Source organism: Noviherbaspirillum aerium, from assembly GCF_008929045.1.
GTDB lineage: Bacteria > Pseudomonadota > Gammaproteobacteria > Burkholderiales > Burkholderiaceae_D > Noviherbaspirillum > Noviherbaspirillum aerium.
Genome location: NZ_VFAH01000024.1, coordinates 33,187 through 50,983, shown reverse-complemented (window position 1 = coordinate 50,983; position 17,797 = coordinate 33,187). Strand labels below are relative to the sequence as shown.

Annotated in this window: 14 protein-coding genes; 8 read left to right on the top strand and 6 right to left on the bottom strand. The window is 57.2% G+C overall.

Going from position 1 to position 17,797, the window contains the following annotated elements; all coding sequences use genetic code 11:
* Positions 1 to 278 precede the first annotated feature (278 nt).
* From FH061_RS24325 to FH061_RS24315, 3 genes are all read left to right on the top strand, one after another.
* The gene (locus tag FH061_RS24325) at positions 279 to 1,883 is read left to right on the top strand and encodes a catalase (protein ID WP_151638430.1); all 1,605 of its coding nucleotides are present in this window, start codon (positions 279 to 281) and stop codon (positions 1,881 to 1,883) included.
* A 143-nt stretch (positions 1,884 to 2,026) separates the two neighbouring features.
* Positions 2,027 to 2,650: an ankyrin repeat domain-containing protein gene (locus FH061_RS24320; protein WP_151638429.1), complete on the top strand. Its 624-nt coding sequence runs from the start codon at positions 2,027 to 2,029 to the stop codon at positions 2,648 to 2,650.
* Between the two features lie 369 nt (positions 2,651 to 3,019).
* Positions 3,020 to 3,409 carry a hypothetical protein gene (locus FH061_RS24315; protein WP_151638428.1) on the top strand — a complete coding sequence of 130 codons (390 nt, stop codon included), beginning with the start codon at positions 3,020 to 3,022 and terminating at the stop codon, positions 3,407 to 3,409.
* Positions 3,410 to 3,563: 154 nt separating this feature from the next.
* Here FH061_RS24315 and FH061_RS24310 read toward each other — a convergent pair whose 3' ends face one another.
* Complete coding sequence (locus FH061_RS24310) at positions 3,564 to 3,830, bottom strand: hypothetical protein (protein WP_151638427.1); 267 nt, start codon at positions 3,828 to 3,830, stop codon at positions 3,564 to 3,566.
* Positions 3,831 to 4,028: 198 nt separating this feature from the next.
* Here FH061_RS24310 and clsB point away from each other — a divergent pair, with 198 nt between their 5' ends.
* Together clsB and FH061_RS24300 are read left to right on the top strand one after the other, a co-directional pair.
* Complete coding sequence (gene clsB / locus FH061_RS24305) at positions 4,029 to 5,276, top strand: cardiolipin synthase ClsB (RefSeq protein WP_151638426.1); 1,248 nt, start codon at positions 4,029 to 4,031, stop codon at positions 5,274 to 5,276.
* On the top strand, positions 5,273 to 6,298 hold the full coding sequence (locus tag FH061_RS24300) for a lysylphosphatidylglycerol synthase domain-containing protein (RefSeq protein ID WP_151638425.1): 1,026 nt from the start codon (positions 5,273 to 5,275) through the stop codon (positions 6,296 to 6,298). The genes clsB and FH061_RS24300 overlap by 4 nt, the downstream gene beginning before the upstream one ends.
* Positions 6,299 to 6,475: 177 nt before the next feature.
* Here FH061_RS24300 and FH061_RS24295 read toward each other — a convergent pair whose 3' ends face one another.
* Complete coding sequence (locus FH061_RS24295) at positions 6,476 to 7,297, bottom strand: nucleotidyltransferase family protein (RefSeq protein WP_151638424.1); 822 nt, start codon at positions 7,295 to 7,297, stop codon at positions 6,476 to 6,478.
* Between the two features lie 135 nt (positions 7,298 to 7,432).
* Between FH061_RS24295 and FH061_RS24290 the strand changes: the two genes are divergently transcribed.
* On the top strand, positions 7,433 to 8,212 hold the full coding sequence (locus FH061_RS24290) for a metallophosphoesterase family protein (protein WP_318841045.1): 780 nt from the start codon (positions 7,433 to 7,435) through the stop codon (positions 8,210 to 8,212).
* Between the two features lie 56 nt (positions 8,213 to 8,268).
* Here FH061_RS24290 and FH061_RS24285 read toward each other — a convergent pair whose 3' ends face one another.
* Entirely contained in the window at positions 8,269 to 9,654 is a 1,386-nt protein-coding gene (locus FH061_RS24285) for a GGDEF domain-containing response regulator (protein ID WP_151638422.1), read from the bottom strand.
* Between the two features lie 521 nt (positions 9,655 to 10,175).
* On the opposite strand from FH061_RS24285, the gene FH061_RS24280 reads away from it, so the two are divergent.
* Complete coding sequence (locus FH061_RS24280; RefSeq protein WP_151638421.1) at positions 10,176 to 11,390, top strand: pyruvate kinase; 1,215 nt, start codon at positions 10,176 to 10,178, stop codon at positions 11,388 to 11,390.
* 94 nt (positions 11,391 to 11,484) lie between these two features.
* On the opposite strand, the gene FH061_RS30685 is transcribed toward FH061_RS24280, so the two are convergent.
* A complete protein-coding gene (locus FH061_RS30685) occupies positions 11,485 to 11,625 on the bottom strand; it encodes a hypothetical protein (protein ID WP_192805237.1) in 141 nt (46 codons plus the stop codon).
* A 322-nt stretch (positions 11,626 to 11,947) separates the two neighbouring features.
* A complete protein-coding gene (locus FH061_RS24275; RefSeq protein ID WP_151638420.1) occupies positions 11,948 to 12,841 on the bottom strand; it encodes a LysR family transcriptional regulator in 894 nt (297 codons plus the stop codon).
* A gap of 2,642 nt (positions 12,842 to 15,483) precedes the next feature.
* Here FH061_RS24275 and FH061_RS24270 point away from each other — a divergent pair.
* The gene (locus FH061_RS24270; protein ID WP_192805236.1) at positions 15,484 to 17,022 is read left to right on the top strand and encodes a sensor domain-containing diguanylate cyclase; all 1,539 of its coding nucleotides are present in this window, start codon (positions 15,484 to 15,486) and stop codon (positions 17,020 to 17,022) included.
* Positions 17,023 to 17,044: 22 nt separating this feature from the next.
* Here the strand turns inward: FH061_RS24270 and FH061_RS24265 are convergent, their stop codons facing one another.
* Positions 17,045 to 17,782: a DUF2076 domain-containing protein gene (locus tag FH061_RS24265; protein ID WP_192805235.1), complete on the bottom strand. Its 738-nt coding sequence runs from the start codon at positions 17,780 to 17,782 to the stop codon at positions 17,045 to 17,047.
* Positions 17,783 to 17,797 lie beyond the last annotated feature (15 nt).

Below are 17,797 nucleotides of genomic sequence, written 5' to 3'. Positions count from 1 at the left end.
GTGCAGTTCACGACCTTATCAGTCGGGATCCCTATTGCGCCAAGACAGCTTCAAATCCCCGCTGTTTTCCCAGGTTTACAGGAACCACCTCGTTGAAGATTTCTCTATATCCCTGGGGTGCCATCGAGGCGCTATCGAGGCGCCATTGTAAAAAGGCTTGAAACACTGTCTGCCATAGGCAAAAGCCAGGATTGTATAAAAAGAATTGAATTTTATACAAGGAATACGGCATTAAATCAGAATGAATCTCCTTCAAGGAAGTGCATGAAAGGAAAATCATGAGCAGCGAGCGTCCGACACTGACCACCCGCCAGGGTCATCCGGTCAGCGATAACCAGTCTCTGCGTTCCGTCGGCGAGCGCGGGCCGGCAACGCTGGAAAATTACCAGTTCATCGAAAAGATCACCCATTTCGACCGCGAACGCATCCCCGAGCGCGTCGTTCATGCCCGCGGCACGGGCGCGCACGGCTATTTCGAGGCCTACGGCACAATCGGCAACGAGCCCGCACAGAAGTACACCCGCGCCAAGGTCTTGAACCAGACCGGCGTGCGTACTCCCGTTTTCGTACGTTTTTCCACGGTCATCGGCGGCAAGGATTCCCCCGAGACCGCCCGCGATCCCCGCGGATTTGCCGTGAAGCTCAAAACCGTGGACGGCAACTGGGATCTGGTCGGCAACAACTTGAAGATTTTCTTCATCCGCGATGCCATCAAGTTTCCCGACATGATCCATGCCTTCAAGCCGGATCCGGTGACCAATCGGCAGGAGCCCTGGCGCTTCTATGATTTTGTTTCCCAGTCCCCGGAAACGCTGCATATGGTTACCTGGGTCAAGAGCCCCTGGGGTATACCGGCCAACTATCGCGAGATGGAAGGCGCCGGCGTCAATACCTACAAGCTGGTCAATGATGAAGGCGTGGCCCATCTCGTGAAGTTTCACTGGCAGCCGAAGCAGGGCGTGCGCAATCTCACTGCGGCGCAGGCGGCGGAAATTCAGGCGCAGGACGTGGGCCATGCCACCAAGGACCTGTACGAGGCGATAGAGCGCAAGGATTTTCCGGAGTGGGAGTTCTGTGTGCAGATCATGTCCGACGGCGAGCATCCGGAGCTCGACTTTGACCCGCTCGACGACACCAAGCGCTGGCCTGAAGACAAGTTTCCCCTGCTCCCGGTCGGGCGCATGGTCCTCGATCGCAATCCGGACAATGTATTTGCCGAGACCGAGCAATCGGCGTTCGGTACCGGCGTGCTGGTGGACGGCGTCGACTTTTCGGATGACAAGATGCTGCAGGGCCGTACCCTGTCCTATTCGGATACGCAGCGTTACCGGGTCGGGCCCAACTACCTGCAGCTGCCGATCAATGCGCCGCAGGAAAAAGCCCGCTCCAGGACCAACCAGCGCGATGCGCAAATGGCGTATTACGTCGACGACGGCGGCGCCAACAAGCACATCAATTACGAGCCGAGTTCGCTTGGCGGCCTGCAGGAGGCGCCGAAGCCGGCAAAGGAATATCACCAGTGGGTGGAAGGCCCTCTCGGCCGCTTTCAGACAACCCGCACTTCCGACGATTACAGGCAGGCCGGCGATCGCTACAGGACCTTCGAGGACTGGGAGCGCGATGAGCTGGTGTCCAACATCGGAGGTGATCTGAAACAGTGTCCGGAGCCGATCCAGCTGCGCATGGTATGGCATCTCTGGCATTGCGACGAAGACTATGGACGCCGGGTTGCGGAGGTCGCCGGAGTCGATCTGGAAAGGGCGAAAGCGCTCCCGCCGCTGCCTGGCAAACCGGCTCCGCATGAGCGGCGTTCCGGTCCCACCTTTACGAGTGGGAAGAAGGAGGCGTCTGCACGGGTGCAGGAGACCGCTCCGGCGAAATAGGGTCTTGTCCGGGACGCAAATGACAGCGCAGGCCGCCGCCCCGCGCCAACGCGCTGGCATGCTTCACAATGGAGCGGCCGTACCGGTTCAATGCTGGCAATGCTGGCAATGCTGGCCATGTGCTGGCCTTGAAAGGAAAATCCATGCAGGAAAACGCAGGCGGCGTCCAGCGCGGCGCACCGGAAGGAATGGATCGCGAAACGCTGGAGTTTGCCCAGCAAGTCTTTGAACTTGTGCGCAGCGGTTATGCCGACCGGCTCAAGCCGCTGCTGGAAAGGGGACTGCCTGCCAATCTGCGCAATCAGCGCGGTGACAGCCTTCTCATGCTGGCCAGCTACCACGGCCATTTCGATGTGGCCAAGGCTTTGCTGCGCCACGGCGGCGACACCGAGCTGCGCAACGATATGGGACAAACACCGATCGCGGGCGCGGCATACAAGGGCGATGTTCCCATGGTGCAGCTGCTTCTCGCGCATGGCGCGAACGTGGAGGGTGCGGCTCCGGATGGAAAGACAGCGCTGATGATGGCTGCCATGTTCAATCGCACGGAGGTGGTAAAGCTGCTGCTGGCGCATGGCGCCGATGCGAGTGCGCAGGATGCGAAAGGCATGACGGCACTGACGGCTGCACGAGCCATGGGTGCCCCCGATACATCGGCGTTGCTTGAAGACCTGAGCCTACAGGCCGGAGGTGTGGCGCCACCTGTTGAAAACCATCCCGCCAGAGAATATTCGCTGGCGAAGATAGCTGGCCAAACAATGTCATGACATTACCATTTCATATATCTCCTATCACGAATCAAAAGCAGACCGGCAAGATTCCTGGTAGTAGTATGCGCGGGTCTCCTCCAACTCTTCTTGAATTGGATTTGCCCGCAGCCTTTCGGCTGTCGGGCGTTTTTAGCGGTATTACCGCGTCACCCCGCCGGTCAACCCGGCTACGCAACCGCGGGTAAGTCCCGCACCGGCGCAGGCTTGCGCAGGCAGAGAGGCGTCCTTGAATATTTACTGCAGCATGGCGGATTCAGTTGGAGCCATCATCAGCACGGAAATATTTTATCGTCGGAGGGCAGGACGCCTTGAATATCTGCCTGTGCATCCTCAATTTGTCGGCTACAGTTTTTAACGGATGCAGCTATGAGCAGTGATATTTGCGAGAAAGTGGATGTATCACGAATTTTTATCCATCGTCTGAGCGGACTGGCTTCGGAAGCGCGCGTCTCTTCCGTCGAGGCGGCCAACACGGTGCTGGAAGGTTGGGCTGCCGAATCCTTGCAGAACGAAGAGGATCAGTGCGAATTCAAGATCGTGTTTGAAGACGGCTTCTGGTACCACGGAAAGATGCCGCTGACGCCGTCGGGCAAGAGGGTATCCCTTGCACGCTATGTCAGAAAGCAGCTTGCCGCTTTGGCGGGCACCGAAGGCAAAAAACGCTCCTTGCCTAAGGATGATAGTCCCGAGCTGGCACCTCTTGGCGCAGACGTCGCCGAGTCCGCCAAGATGGCGCTCGATTACTACAACATCTGAGCGACGTTCCGATGCCTTGCCGCAGGTGTCTGCGGCAAGGCCTCCTCTTGTGTGACTGTGCCATTGTGTGATCGGACATCCGCCCAGGTAAGGCAGCAAGGAAGGATGCCGGTTGCATGAGCAGATGCTTGATGGCGCACCGTCGTCTATCCGCTCAGGATATGGCGCCTTCCTCCCGCAGCCAATGGACGAGTTGTTGCAAGCCATGCTGGCTGATCCCGATCGAACTCGACGTTGAACTGCTTCCCTCCGTGTTCTGCCTGATCTGAATCTGTACTGGCGCCTTGTTGTCCGGCTGCAGGGTGATGATCAGCTGCTCATTGCCGATATCCGTCGAATTCTGAAGTACTGCTTTTCCCAGTTCCAACTCATGGAATGTTGATTTCATATCGTCCTCTATGGCGATGCGCCAGCCCTTCAATGAAAGCGGCGCGGTGGCTCTTGAAAAAATGTCTCGACCGGTATTGAACCGTCTTCACAGTTTGTTTTGATTTCGTCGAATTTCAAGCATCGATTTGGGTCATCGGCTTTTCGGTAAAAACCCTTTTCCACGGTAAAGATCAAAGCGGCATTTCGCATTTCTGGTATTTATGACAATAGCTCATCAGGAGATTGCGCAGTGGCTCAACAGTGGATCAAAGGAAACAAGTTCACCTTGCTGGAGAACGGAGAGGAATTTTTCCCGCGCGTGTTCGAAGTAATTGCCAGTGCGCGCAAGGAAGTCGTGCTTGAAACGTTCATCCTCTACGAAGACAAGGTCGGACTGGCCCTGCGAGATGCGTTGCTTGCTGCCGCGCGCCGCGGTGCGCGGATTGACATGACCATCGACGGCTTTGGTTCACCTGACCTGTCGGATGAATACATTTCCAGCCTGACCAATGCGGGCGTGCGCGTTCATGTCTTCGATCCCGGCATGCGCCTGTTCGGCCAGCGCACCAATGTATTCCGGCGGATGCACCGCAAGATCGTCGTGGTCGACTGCGAGCGCGCATTCATTGGGGGCATCAATTATTCCGCCGATCATTTGCTCGATTTTGGCCCGGAAGCGAAACAGGATTATGCGGTGGAGATCGAGGGGCCGATCGTTGCCTACATCCGGCGCTTCGCTCATGCGGCGATGACTGTTGGAAAGACAGGCTGGCGCTGGTCTCGTCCATGGAAGACATCGCCGCCCGAAAAACTTCCCGTCGCCGGCACGGCGGAAGCGCTCTTCGTGTGGCGCGACAATCACCGGCACCGCAGCGATATTGAACGCCAGTATCGCCTCGGCATCCGGCTTGCGAAAAAGCGGGTGATCATCGCCAATGCCTATTTCTTTCCCGGCTACCGGCTGCTCAAGGAGTTGCGCAAGGCGGCCCGGCGCGGCGTCGAAGTGGTGCTGATCCTGCAGGGAATGCCGGACATGGCCATCGTCAAATTCGGGGCCAGCATGCTTTACTCGCACCTGCTGCGCGCAGGCGTACGCATCTATGAGTATTGCGACCGGCCGCTGCATGGCAAGGTCGCGCTGGTCGATGACGAGTGGGCGACCGTGGGGTCGAGCAATCTCGATCCGCTCAGCCTCGCTCTCAATCTTGAGGCCAACGTATTCATCCATGATCGCGACTTCAATCATCAGCTCCATGAAAAACTGCGGTTCCTGATGCAGCACAGCTGCAAGCAGATACAGGCCGAGGAATTGCAGGAGTCGAGCTGGTGGCGACGCGTGCGCGGCTTCTTCCTTTACCACATCCTGCGTCGCTATCCCGACTGGGCCGGCTGGCTTCCGGCCCATGCGCCCAAACTCACCATGCTGTCATCTTCCGGCGCCAGTCCGGCTGCGCAGCACAAGGATACCGACCGCGTTACCGAAACGGCACGCTCATGAGGCAGGAACAAGGTTTTCAAGGCAAGCCCGCCGGCAGCGGGACGGCTTCGCCTGAAGCGGGTCCGCCTGCCGCAGGTCTTGCCGGCAAGGCTTGGTGGCAATGGCTAAAACGCATTGCGAAGATTGCCTTCTTTGCCGCGGTCGGCTATCTGCTTTTCACGCAGGCGCGCTCCATCGAATGGGACAAGGTGTTCGCGGCCCTGCAGCAGCGTCCGTTGCAGGGCTTGCTGCTGGCGGCATTGCTCGCCGCGCTCAGCCATCTGCTTTACAGCTGCTTCGACCTGTTCGGGCGGCAAGCCACCGGTCATGGCCTGCCGATTCCCAAGGTCATGACGGTGAACTTCATCAGTTATGCATTCAACCTCAACTTCGGCTCGCTGATCGGCGGCGTGGCGTTCCGCTATCGCCTCTACTCGCGGCTGGGCCTGGATGCCGAGGTGATCACCCGTGTGCTGTTCATGAGCATGATCACCAATTGGCTGGGATACCTTCTGCTGGCCGGCTTGTCGTTCTGGCTGAGTCCGATCGACGTGCCGCAGAACTGGAAGATAGACCAGCAGGCCTTGCGCGTGCTTGGCTTCGTCCTGTTCCTGGTAGCTGTGGCCTATGTGGCGCTCTGCGCTTTCTCAAAGCGCCGCAGCTGGACAGTGCGGGGCAGGGAGATCACCTTGCCCGCGCTTCGCGTGGCGCTGCTGCAGCTCGGTCTCTCTTCGCTGAACTGGATGTTGATAGGTGGGATCATTTATTTTCTGCTTGAGCAGAAAATAGCGTATCCGGCGGTGCTTGCGGTTCTTCTCGTCGCGGCGGTTGCCGGCGTGATTACTCATGTGCCGGCTGGTCTCGGAGTACTGGAGGCCGTCTTCATCGCCCTGCTGGCCGACGATCTTTCACGCAATACCATGCTGGCGGGGCTTCTGGCCTACCGCGCCATTTACTATCTGGTGCCGCTGACGGTCGCGATCGTGCTCTATCTGGTAACGGAAGCGCGGGCGAAGAAAGCCGCACTCGACAAGACGGCGTAGGGCCTGATCACACTGCGTTCGGGAGTGCGAAGGCACCGTAGGCGTTGCATGGCTGGCAAAGGCGGTCAGCCTTTGCGTAGCCACGCTCCACCGCCAATACGCGTTTTGATGCGAACGGATCTCCCGAACGAAGTGGGAACAGGCCCTAGAGCGATTCCGCGGAAAAATTCCGAGTCTTCACTCGTTCTTCTCGCTGCGGTTCGGAATCGCGTCGGTCCAGCTCTCCGCATCCTGGACCGTCATCGTGCCGGGCGGCAGGAGGCGGGCGTCCCGATAGCCCCAGCGCTCGATATCGGGAAGATATTGCTCACGCGAGAGCAAGGTGCCCTGGCACACATGGTCCGCCGCCGGCGCCGATTCCATTTCCGCACGCAGCCTGTCCATCAGCGTATTCATCAACCAGTGCGGAACCAGGTTGTGATGATCGGGATAGACAAAGCCGAACAGCACGAGATGGCTGAACAGCAGGCGCCAGTGCGGATCGAATCTTTCCAGCAGGCGCTTCCAGTCCATGTCTGCGCCGCTGGTACGTATCAGGTGCGCGATGTCTGCCCCGTCAAACCGCTCCCTTTCCATGATGAAAGCCTTCGACCAGATGGTTTCCTCAACCGGGCAAATCAGAACCGGCTCCCCGAGCACCTCGTCCGATACCGCATGCTGGAACCACGCGCCGTCCACCTCTGCAATTCCATTGCCGGAACTGAAGATGAGATCGACGAAGTGTTCGCCGCTATAAATCTTGCCGAGCCAGTGCGGATACGTCAGCTCCGTTGCGTATCCATAAGGTTTGAGCGATTCGGTCAGGTGATCGAAATCGTTACGCAGGATAAAGAGGTCAAGGTCTTTGGTGGGTCTAGTAATGCCTGTGAAATGCGAGAACGCGTAAGCCCCGCCCACCATGAACGGAATTTTCGCCTTGGCAAGGCTCTGCAGCACATCCCGATAGAAAGCAGCAGCATTGTCCTTTTCATCCGCGGCGTTTTGAAGAAGTGTCTGCATATTCGGAGTGAGAGCAGTTAAATGATGAATATCCAGCAAAACTTATGCCATGGATTTGCGGTCACTCCGCTACGGATGGTGCGTCCCGGATGGCCATTTTCCGGGAACGACTGCTGAGCATAGGTATCGATCCACATGAGCAACCATGAAATGAGGGGTGATATGAATTCATCGGGAACAATCCGGTTGGCGGCCGTCGGCGACTTGCATTGCACAAAGGATTCTGGCGGCACATTGCGCAATTTCTTTTCGCAGGTATCCGAAGCGGCGGACGTGCTGCTGCTATGCGGCGACCTGACTGATTACGGCTTGCCGGAGGAAACACATATCCTCGTGGAGGAACTTTCCTACGCAAAGCTGCCTATCGTTGCCGTGCTCGGCAACCATGATTTCGAGTCAGGCCAGCAAGATCAGGTGCAGCGCATCCTGTCCGACGGCGGCGTCAAGGTGCTCGACGGAGATGCCTGCGAGGTGCATGGCATCGGGATCGCCGGTACCAAGGGTTTTGCCGGCGGCTATGGCAGAGGCGCTCTTGGCCCATGGGGGGAAGGCGTCATCAAGGCTTTCGTCAACGAGGCTCTGCAGGAGGCGCTGAAACTGGAAACAGCCTTGGCGAAGCTGCGGACAAAGCACCGGATCGCCATGCTGCATTACTCGCCGATTGAAGCCACCGTACGCGGCGAACCGGTGGAAATCTATCCTTTCCTGGGAACAAGCCGTCTGGAAGATCCGCTGATTCATTACCCGGTCCACGCAGTCGTGCATGGCCATGCACATCGCGGCACGCCCGAGGGCAGTACGGTCAATGGCATCCCGGTGTACAACGTTGCCCGTCCCCTGCTGCAGCGTGCCTACCCCGACCAGCCGCCATTCCGCCTGATCGAAATTGCAAAAGAGGAGCAGGTGACAGTGTAAATACGACCAGGCGGTGCAAGAACTGTCTGCCGAGGGGAGCGCCGCGTCTTACGGATTCAGGCGCAGTCGGCGGACGCAATTTCGACACGATTCCGGCCAGCGTGCTTGGCGCGGTAAAGCGCCTGGTCCGCGGCAACGAATAACTGCGCCACGCTGGCCGGACCGCTCTGACCGCCGAACTGGGCCAGCCCCACCGAAAACGTAGCGCTGAATTCGCTCTTGTCGGTCTTGTGCCGGATGGCTTGAAACGCTGCACGAATCTCGTCGAGCACGCCGGCAGCAGCTTTGGTGTCGGTGGCCGGCAGGAGAACGGCAAACTCTTCGCCGCCGTAACGGCCGACGACATCGGCATTGCGCAGCCGTCGCTGGAGAAGACGCGCGGCGGCCCGCAATACCTGGTCGCCAACCGGGTGACCGTAAGTGTCGTTGATGCGCTTAAAGTCATCAAGATCGATCATCGCCAGCGTCAGTTGTTCGCCGCGCCGCATGCTTCGCGTCAATTCACGTTCAGCCTGTTCCCGCAACGCGGCGTGGTTGTAGAGTCCGGTCAGGCCGTCGCGCATGATCAGGGTCTGCAAGGCCCGGTAACGTTCGATGCGCAGCGATACCGCTTGAATCAGCTCTCCAATCGCCATCGAACGCGGGAAGAGATCATCGGCCCCGCAACGAATCGCATCCCGCCACGCCTGCTGGGATGCCTGCGAACTCAGCAGCACGATGGGAAGTTCCAGGAAGGTCTTGCTTTGCCTGATCAGCGCCGTCAGGTCCACGCCCCCGCACCCCGATGTTTCCACATCCATCATCACCAGTTCCGGCCGGCTGTCGCCAAGCGCGCCGAACATGTCCAGCGGCTTGAGCAGCATCGACACTTCCATGCCGGCGGCATGAAACGCGTCGGCATAGGTCCCGGATCGTTGCCGGTCGTTGCCGATCAGGAGCAGCCGGTAAGGGGCTTGTTCCTGGGCCGGACACAGCGTATCGAGGTAATCGACCAACGCCTGAATATCCAGCGGTTTGATGAAGAAAGCGTCGATACCGGCATGTGCGGCTTTCAATCGTAATTCCATGTTCGCATGGGCAGACAGCAGCAGCATCGGAATCCTGCTCTGACAGAGCTCGCGGATTCGTCCGATCTCGCTGAGCGTCCACTCATCGACGCCGTGACTGGCAACGTCGACCAGAATAGGATTGATCGGAACGGCAGGCAGATGCTCCGCGAGATGCGCCATGCTGTCGAAGGCGATGACGCGATAACCGTAGGCTCCGAGTTTCAGTGCGATATCCTTGGCAAGCAGGGCATTGCTGTTGACCAGGTAAACCAATCTGGCGGAATTCTCTATCAGGATCGTTGACGGCTGTGCTCCGGGATCTTCAACAAATGAACAGTCGGCGGTGTAGTCGGAGTCGCCCAGTGCTACAGCATAAGTATGTTGTTGGTTCATTCTTTTTCTGTCCGGATGCCCCCATCAACTTCGGTAACACCTGTCAGACCTCCAAATTCGATATGGGTAATACCTGCGATCCCGTTCCGCGGAAGCGGGACCGGACTGCGGAAGCCAAGACATGCGTTTTGACTGTAATGCACGCCGCCTTTACCCGATCTTCCAGCATCCTGAAAAGGCAATCGCTACATCCATATGTGGCATGCCATGTAAAAAGTTCCAGTTGCCTTGGTGCAGTCCTACAAATACTGTCCGCAGGGTTCCGTTTCGCATAACGAGAACTGATGAAAAAAATAAGAATTTGCGATTGGTCTTATCACGCTCCAATCTTTATAGTCAGGCCCGTTTTAAGGAATTTCGGAAAGAGCATACAAATCCGCCGACCGAAAAGAGGTCATCGATGGAACAGGGGGCCTGCCATTGCTACTCACCTGTAATGGTCCGGTACAAAATGCCGGATTGCCACGCTCATCGCGCGGAACGATATCAAGCGGGTTTGCCGGAAGGGAAAAGGGGTAGGTATGCAGGATTACTGGGTTGGGGTTCGCAAGAGAAGGACAGGGATCATGTCAACCCTCGGAACGTCAAGCAGCCATCCGGACGTCATTGCAGAATTGTATGACGCCGGCACAGACATTTTCAGGCTCGATCTGAGCCACGGCTCGCGCGCAGCACATGGAGAGCGGTGCCGGGCGATACGTGCCGTCGACACCGGAACGTCGCGTCCCGCCGTCATACTGGCCGACCTCCAGGGAACGGCGTTCAGGCTCGGATCGATGGTGGGCGGATTCGTCAGCCTGTGCGCAGGGCAGATGCTATGCCTGGAACTCGATGAGTCTCCGGGAAACAGCAGGCGCATTCCATTGCCCCATCCTGAATTCTTCAGGCTGGTGCGCCCGGGCGACGAAATCCTTATCGATGACGGCCGGGTGCGGCTGCTGGTTATGTCGGCGGCGCTCGATCATGTTGAAACCATTGTGCTGGCAGGCGGCTATATTGCGGATGCAAAACGCGTTTCCGTCCCCACCCGCACATGGCCTGCGGCCTTGACGGAAAAAGACCGCGCCGATGCGGTCAGTGCTGCCGGACTGGGCGTGGACTGGCTGGCCTTGTCCGCTGCTTGCGGTGCTGAAGGATTTGCCGAAGTCAGGAGTCTCGTCGGAACAAGACCGGGACTCATGGCCAGAATTGACAATCCCGCAGCGCTTTCGCGCATCGAAGAAGTGCTGGGCATGGCGGATGGCGTCATGTTCGGTCGCCACGACCTGTCCATGCATATGTCTTCCGACCAGCTCATCCGATTGCAAGAGATGCTGTTCATGAAGTGCAGTGCCTCAGGCAAGATACTGGTAGCCGCAATACAGCAACTCGTGGAGCCGGGGCATGGAGTGAACCAGCATAATGCCGATCCAAAGACTGAGTCCGAGGCGGCAATGGCAGTACTGCGCATCGGGGCTCATGTGTTGCTGCTCTCGGCCGGTTCGGCCTCGGGTGCCTTCCCGGTTGAGCATGTCGTCACGCTTGAGCGTCTCATCCGTAATGCTGAACGCAGCATCCGCCGAGAGAACAATCCGAAGTACGACCGGATGCAGGAAATATCACAAATCGATGGTGCCATGCCGCCCAGGCTAAACAAAGGAACGCAGGGTGACGGAGATCGGCTGCCTGTCATCGAAATGCAAAGGCGATCGGGAGATCTCTGCATGCCGGATGCAAGCCATATGGCGGAACCTTGAGACATTTCGGCAAATCGTCCTGCCACCCCCTAGCCCGTGGTGACTTGCGCTCGGACAGCAGCTTTGTAAATTCGGTCCGATACCTTCTTTTAAGTCAATCGGCGTCATCATCATCTGTCCGCATCTCCCAGAGCGGATGCACCCTGACCTGCCTGCCGGCCCCCGACAGATTGCCGCCGGCACGGCGTTGTGACTCCTTGCCATCCTTGCCATGGCTTGGCCATGGCTTGGCCATGTCACGTCGTCACGCCTTGTTCCAGCAGCAGTCTGCCTCGGCCTCAACTAAACCGGTCAGGGCGAAAACGATCCAAGTTGCCTGCGAGCGGCAAAGCATGGCTGTGTCATCGGCATCGACTGTTTGTCATCTGTCAGTGAAGAGTCGGACGAAAAAGGACTTCCATCTTTACCATCTTTAATTACGGCGCGGCGCGAACGCATGGTCGGTCATGAATCTTAATTTTCTCCTGTCGATAAGCTGACGTGTGGGTCCGATTAAATCTGGGAGCAAAGCACGGTGCGCCGCGCTGTCAATTTCCTTGATTTGCTTTCGTTTGTCTTTACGGCGCGGTGTCTTCAAGATCCCAGGTATCGCGAAGCACGGCAAGCATCCCCACGATCATCGGTTCGATATCCATGTCTGCCCGATACACGAAGGAAAGCTGTGTGCCTATGGTGGCATGGCTCCAGATGACGATGTCACCGCGTGCGGCCGCTGCGAGCGCGAGGTCTTCCCTTAACAGCGCAAATCCGAGTCCGGCACGCACCAGGCTGTGCGGCGCGTTCAATTCGTCAGTCTCCATCACGATGTTCGGCCGCAGCCCATGCTGGCCGAACAAGGAAAGCAGTAACTGATGAATATGGCACTTTTCCGGAGCTCCTATCCAGGGCATGGCGGCCACATCTCCCCAGCCGCAGCCAGGAAGACGCTCGGCGAACGAAGGCGGCGCGACGACGCGATACCGTATGCTGCGCAAGGGCAGGCTGGCCAGATCAGGATTGATGACGGTGCCGATATGAAATCCCGCAGTCATTTTTTTTGTCGTCACGCCATCCAGAATGGCCATGGCATGAGCGGATCTGGTCTTTATTTCCAGCAGCGGCAGGGTGGTCATCAATCCACTCAGAAAGCTCCCCAGCCTCAGAAAATCGGGATCGCCGATCGTGCCGACGATAACGCGTCCGCTGATTTCACCCTTGATCTCCTTGGCCCGCACCAGGGTTGAATTGAAGGCATACAAAGTTTTTTCCACTTCCGGCAGCAGGATCTCACCGGCTTTGGTCAGCGATATTTTGCCGTGGCTGCGTTCGAAAAGCGCAATGCCCAGTTCCTGCTCGAGGGCCTTGATGTGGCCTGTCACTGCGGGCTGGGTGACATGCAATGCATCTGCTGCCTTGGTAATGTGTCCCAGCTTCGCCACAGTCACGAAGGTGCGGAGTTGATAAATTTCCATAAACGAGACTTCTCTCCAGTTACGTCCATCCATGCCGCAAACCTGCGGTTCCGTTTGATAAAGCGGCTGGCAACGAATGGCGCAGGTGCTTTATGAGCATCATTGTTCTTGCATAAATTTACGGCTGCTACGGTACGCCGGTTACTATGCGTTCAAGCATCTACATCGGCGGTATTTCCCTGGCGCCTTGCATATTCAAGGTGGCCACCTCTGAGTGGCAAATCGCTGCGGGCGGTTCGCCCCCAGCGCAAACTTTTTCATGCGGCATGAATAGGCCTTTTCCAAACCAGCCTCTGCTAACCGTCAAGTCGGCTCCAATGTGAGCGTTCGCTATTGGCGCGCCGAGCGCCCCGGGAACCGCCGCCACTTGTCTGACGCGGTGCCATCTCGTCATGCCGGCCTGCTCCTCATGCCTCTATCAACACAGCGCCTCCCCGTACACTTCTCGTCATCCCGGCAAGTGTTGACATGCGGACATTCAATTCGCCATGCCTTCGCCGGATGCGCTGCATGGCCGACCGAACACCTGCCAAATACAAGGTCGTCACTCTGCCGCCGATCACGGGCGACAGGCAGACATGTTCGCCAATGTCCCGGGCAGTGAGAGCCTTGCCATAGAATTGCAGCGTGACTTGCTCCAGGTATAGCCGTGTCAGGTGTGTCGCATGGAGTTCACGGAAGCGCACTCCTCGTGGCAGGCTCATTGCACCTGCCACAGTATTCAAGCATGTGCCTGGAGGAAGGCTGCGCCATGCTCCAATTCTGCTGCCGCTCTCCCGGCGCCTTAAACTTATCTGTCAGGTACAACTGCACAGCAGAGGCGCCCATGCCGTACCGCCTCCGGCCGGAGCGCGGTGCCTCCAATACGATTGCGATGCCCGGTCCTCGAATGTCATCCGGTTTTGCATCACGCCATACGCATTTGCATTTATTTCTATCGATGACATGCGTTCATAAACGCAGGCAGTCCACGTTCCCATTGCGTCATCCGCATCCCTTGGTGGCATATCCGGCGTATTCCCACAGCAAATGGCCTCCGGCCACAGCCATGCCCGTTGTCGTCTCCTTGTTCGGCTTATGAAACATCCCAGCGAGACTATAAAAGTCTACGCAGGGAATTACCAATAATAAAACGTTATAAACATGAAAACATTAATTTATCAGTTACGATTTAACCGCGGCTATCCTTCTGTGGCGGCGATATGTAATCCACTACTTAACCATTCCGTATTCCTGCCGGTTGTTCCGAAAATATTCGGAATTGCGTTCGAGACCCATAATCAAATGTCAGGTTTCAGAAAATGCGGCATGTTCGTTCCTTATTTCTTCCGTGATTTTCTCGTCCGCTCGCCGATATGGACGTCGCTCATTCCCGATTCGCTCTAACGAAGAGGCAATCTGAAACTAGGCTTAGAACCTTATTCAACGTGCTTCATCATCAACTTCTTGACGCTTCGCATTCCAGCCTTGGTCCACTTTTGAGCGGTTGGAAATTCCTATCCCAGGCGCATGCCGTGCGACGACAAGTCTTTGGTTTGAGCCGGAATCGAACGTGCACTGCGACGAAACCTCATGTTGCCATGTTTAATTTCGCTTCACTTTCTGCTACATGCACTACAAGTAGTTCTTAATGACTTGTTGAAGGAATGAAAATTTCGCTGTGCCGACAGTACTTAACGCGAAAAGCATGATCGTTATATAAGAAACGATGATAGGCAAGATAAAAAATTACGATTAGAGAAATTTCTTCAGGGTCCGTATAGTCCGGCTTGCTCATTGATCGACATGAAAATCATTTGACCCAGGGCGATGTGCGAGAAGAGATAGCGTCGTTCTCGATGAAATGGGATTTTAACAGCGACACCATTCAGTGAGTCGGTCGTGTCGCTGAGTCCGATGCGCGTACCAAGGTTTTTCCGGTTGTCTCCAGGGGTCCCAGCCCCTTTCGCCCACCCTCGCGGTGGGCTTTTTTTTAATCTGATCTACCTGAACAAAAGCATTCAGGTCCCCCGCGGTCAATCGCGCGATAAGTGCAGTGCATTGCCCGGTACCTGGCATATACGGAAGTTCTTCCATCGTACCTGCCGTCTGGTTTGACGTGACTACGGGAGCACCTGGGAAAATATCCAATGCTAATGGAACTCAAGCGGCATTCTCTACACATATGACGACCAAGGAGCTGGAGTGTAATAGTCCGTTTTTGAGTTCGGTAAGACTTCGCCTGAGACTTCGTCGTGCAAGATGACTCGACGACAGCGACGCTCTGTGAATTTCATGCACGTTTGGTGTACCACCAGTTTGGCATGTTCAATGTGTTCTCAAGCGAGCTTTAAGAAAAGCGATTTAGGGATATTGCAGGCACAGGCTGGTGGGACTGAGCTGTAAACGTACTGAAGGCTAGAGTGGCTTCACCCTGGCCTGCCTCCGCCTCGACCAGGCCGGTCAGGTCGAAAACGCTCTAATGTGATGGATGTGGCGAAGCCAGCCGAGACAAGACAACAAGCAGACGAGAATAGTAAAGCCAGGGCCTTGCGAGCATGATTGACATGGTAACCGCACCATACCAGTCGACATTGGATCAGCGGATTCTTAATTCGCGCCAGTATTGGCAAGTGACCTTTGCGCCACCAGGAAAGGAGCATGTGCAGTACATTAAAAACATAAATGTGCGTGGTTTGAAGAAAACGCTCTCCGGCATCCATTGCCGTACCTTCATGCTGAGCCTGCTGGCCGCTTTGCTCGCGGGTATGGTTGTGGCGGCACATTTAGGCATCAAGGAAGATGCGCTGCGTACGATCGAACGCACGCTGGATAGCCGCAATGATTTGGCAAGGCTGTATTTTCTCGACCAGTTGGGCAAGTACGAAGTGCTGCCTGAGACCCTGGCATCGTCGGCGGCGGTACGTGCCGCGCTGCAGGAGCCGGAGCCTGCAAAACTCCATGAAGTCAACCTGGCCCTGGCTGAAATCGCCGCGCGTATCGGCTGCGACAGAATCTGGGTGATGGATTTGTCGGGCAAGGTCATCGCCGACAGCAGGTGGCGTTCCCTCGACGCCATTCTCGGCCGGAATGTGGCATATCGCCCTTACTTCCAGGATGCGGTAGAGGGAAGAACCGGACGTTTTGTCGGCATCGGCGCAACCAGCCAGGCCCTGGGCTATTTTCTATCCCGGCCGGTGATCATCGATCACCGGATACAAGGTGTGGTTGCACTGCGTGTTTCGCGGCCGTTCAAGGATTTCGAGGCGTTGTTATGGAAGGACTGGCAAGCCCATGGAAAGCTTGCGCTGGTTGCCGACGCCAACGGCATCCTGTTGATGAGCGGGCTCGGATCCTGGACATTCAAGAGCATGTTGCAGCTTGATCCGGCGCAGATGGCCCGGATGCGGCAGAGCAGGCAGTATGGTGAACATGACTTCACACCGCTCGGCATGAAGACGGTCCGCCCGGTGACGGCGGACATGCGCTTCGTCCAGTTCGAAGAACTGCCCGGGAAAACCTATCTCCAGAAAGCCTACGACATGCGCGAGATCGGTGGACGCGGCTATCTGCATGCCGACGCGGAAGATTACCGGGCGAGGGTCGGCATTCCTACCGGCCTCGCCGCGCTGGCCGCAGCATTCACGTTTATCGCTGTCTGCTTCCTGGTTGAACGCTGGCGGCTGCAGGCAGAACTGCTGGAGGCGGCCATACGCGATCCTCTTACCGGACTCTATACCCGCCTGTACATGCAGGAGTGGCTGCATGATGCGGTCAGTGCGCATCTAAGACATGAAGAACGCGGTTTTTCCCTGCTGCTCTTCGATATCGACCGCTTCAAATCCATCAACGATACCTACGGCCATCTCGTCGGCGACGACGTGCTGCGCGGGGTTGCCCAGCTTGTCGGCAGTTGCGTGCGCACCGAGGATCTCGCCGTCAGGTATGGAGGAGAGGAGATTGCGGTTTTCGTCCGCATTGCCGATCCGGCGGAGATCATGCTCCTGGGGCAGCGAATCCGTGCCCATGTCGAGCAGCACGGCGTCATGACTTCGCACGGTCATATCCGGGTGACCGTCAGCGGTGGCCTTGCCACGCATGCGGTAGGAGAGACCACCGCCCACCTCTTTGAGCGCGCTGACAAAATGCTATACGAAGCCAAGCGGGCTGGCAGAAACAGGGTGCTTTCACAATGGGAGTAGAACGGCTGCTCCGGCAAGCGGATCAGGCTTCATACGAATCACCATCAAAGCCGCCGCTGTCAAAGCCGCTGCTGTCGCTCAGCATTGAATCATCCGCTGCCGCGGCGGCGCCGTCATCGGCCAGCGAAAGATCCTGGCTGCCGGCCGTCTCGTTATTGTTCAGTTCGTTGCCGCTGTTTTCATTTGCGGAGACTTTGTCGGCGAGTCCCTGACCATCGCCGTGGTTCTGATTGCCAAGCAGATTGCCGATGCCATGGAATAGAAAGGCACCGCCCGCCACGCCCGCCGCGGTTGCCGCCATGGTCCCGAGCATGCTGCCCCCGCCGCCGAGAAAACTCGACCTGCGGCCGGGCATCGCGCCCATGCCCGGCTGCATGCCGGTGCCGACACCATTCCACTGTGGATTTCCGGAATTGTTCAACGGGCGGCCGGTCACCGAAGTTTCCACTGCGCGGTGGGTGTTCGCGGATGCGGATGTCGATGCGTGATTGCCCCAGGAATTCGCATCAAGGAAGCTGCGGCCGGCGGTTGATGGCGTGCCATGCCGGTTTTGCGACTGCAGCTGGTTGATCTGTTCTTTGGCGCCATTGAGCGCCTGCTCGAGAATCATTGTCCGCTGCACCAGCAGATAGGCCGCATCGGGTTGCTGCGCGACTGCTTGCGCAATCATGCGCTCGGCTTCAGGGTCCTTGTCGATGCCCCGGATTTGTACGAGTTGCGACAAGAGTTGCCGCAGTGCCTGGTTTTCTTCGGGTGTCATGGTATTCCTCGATGT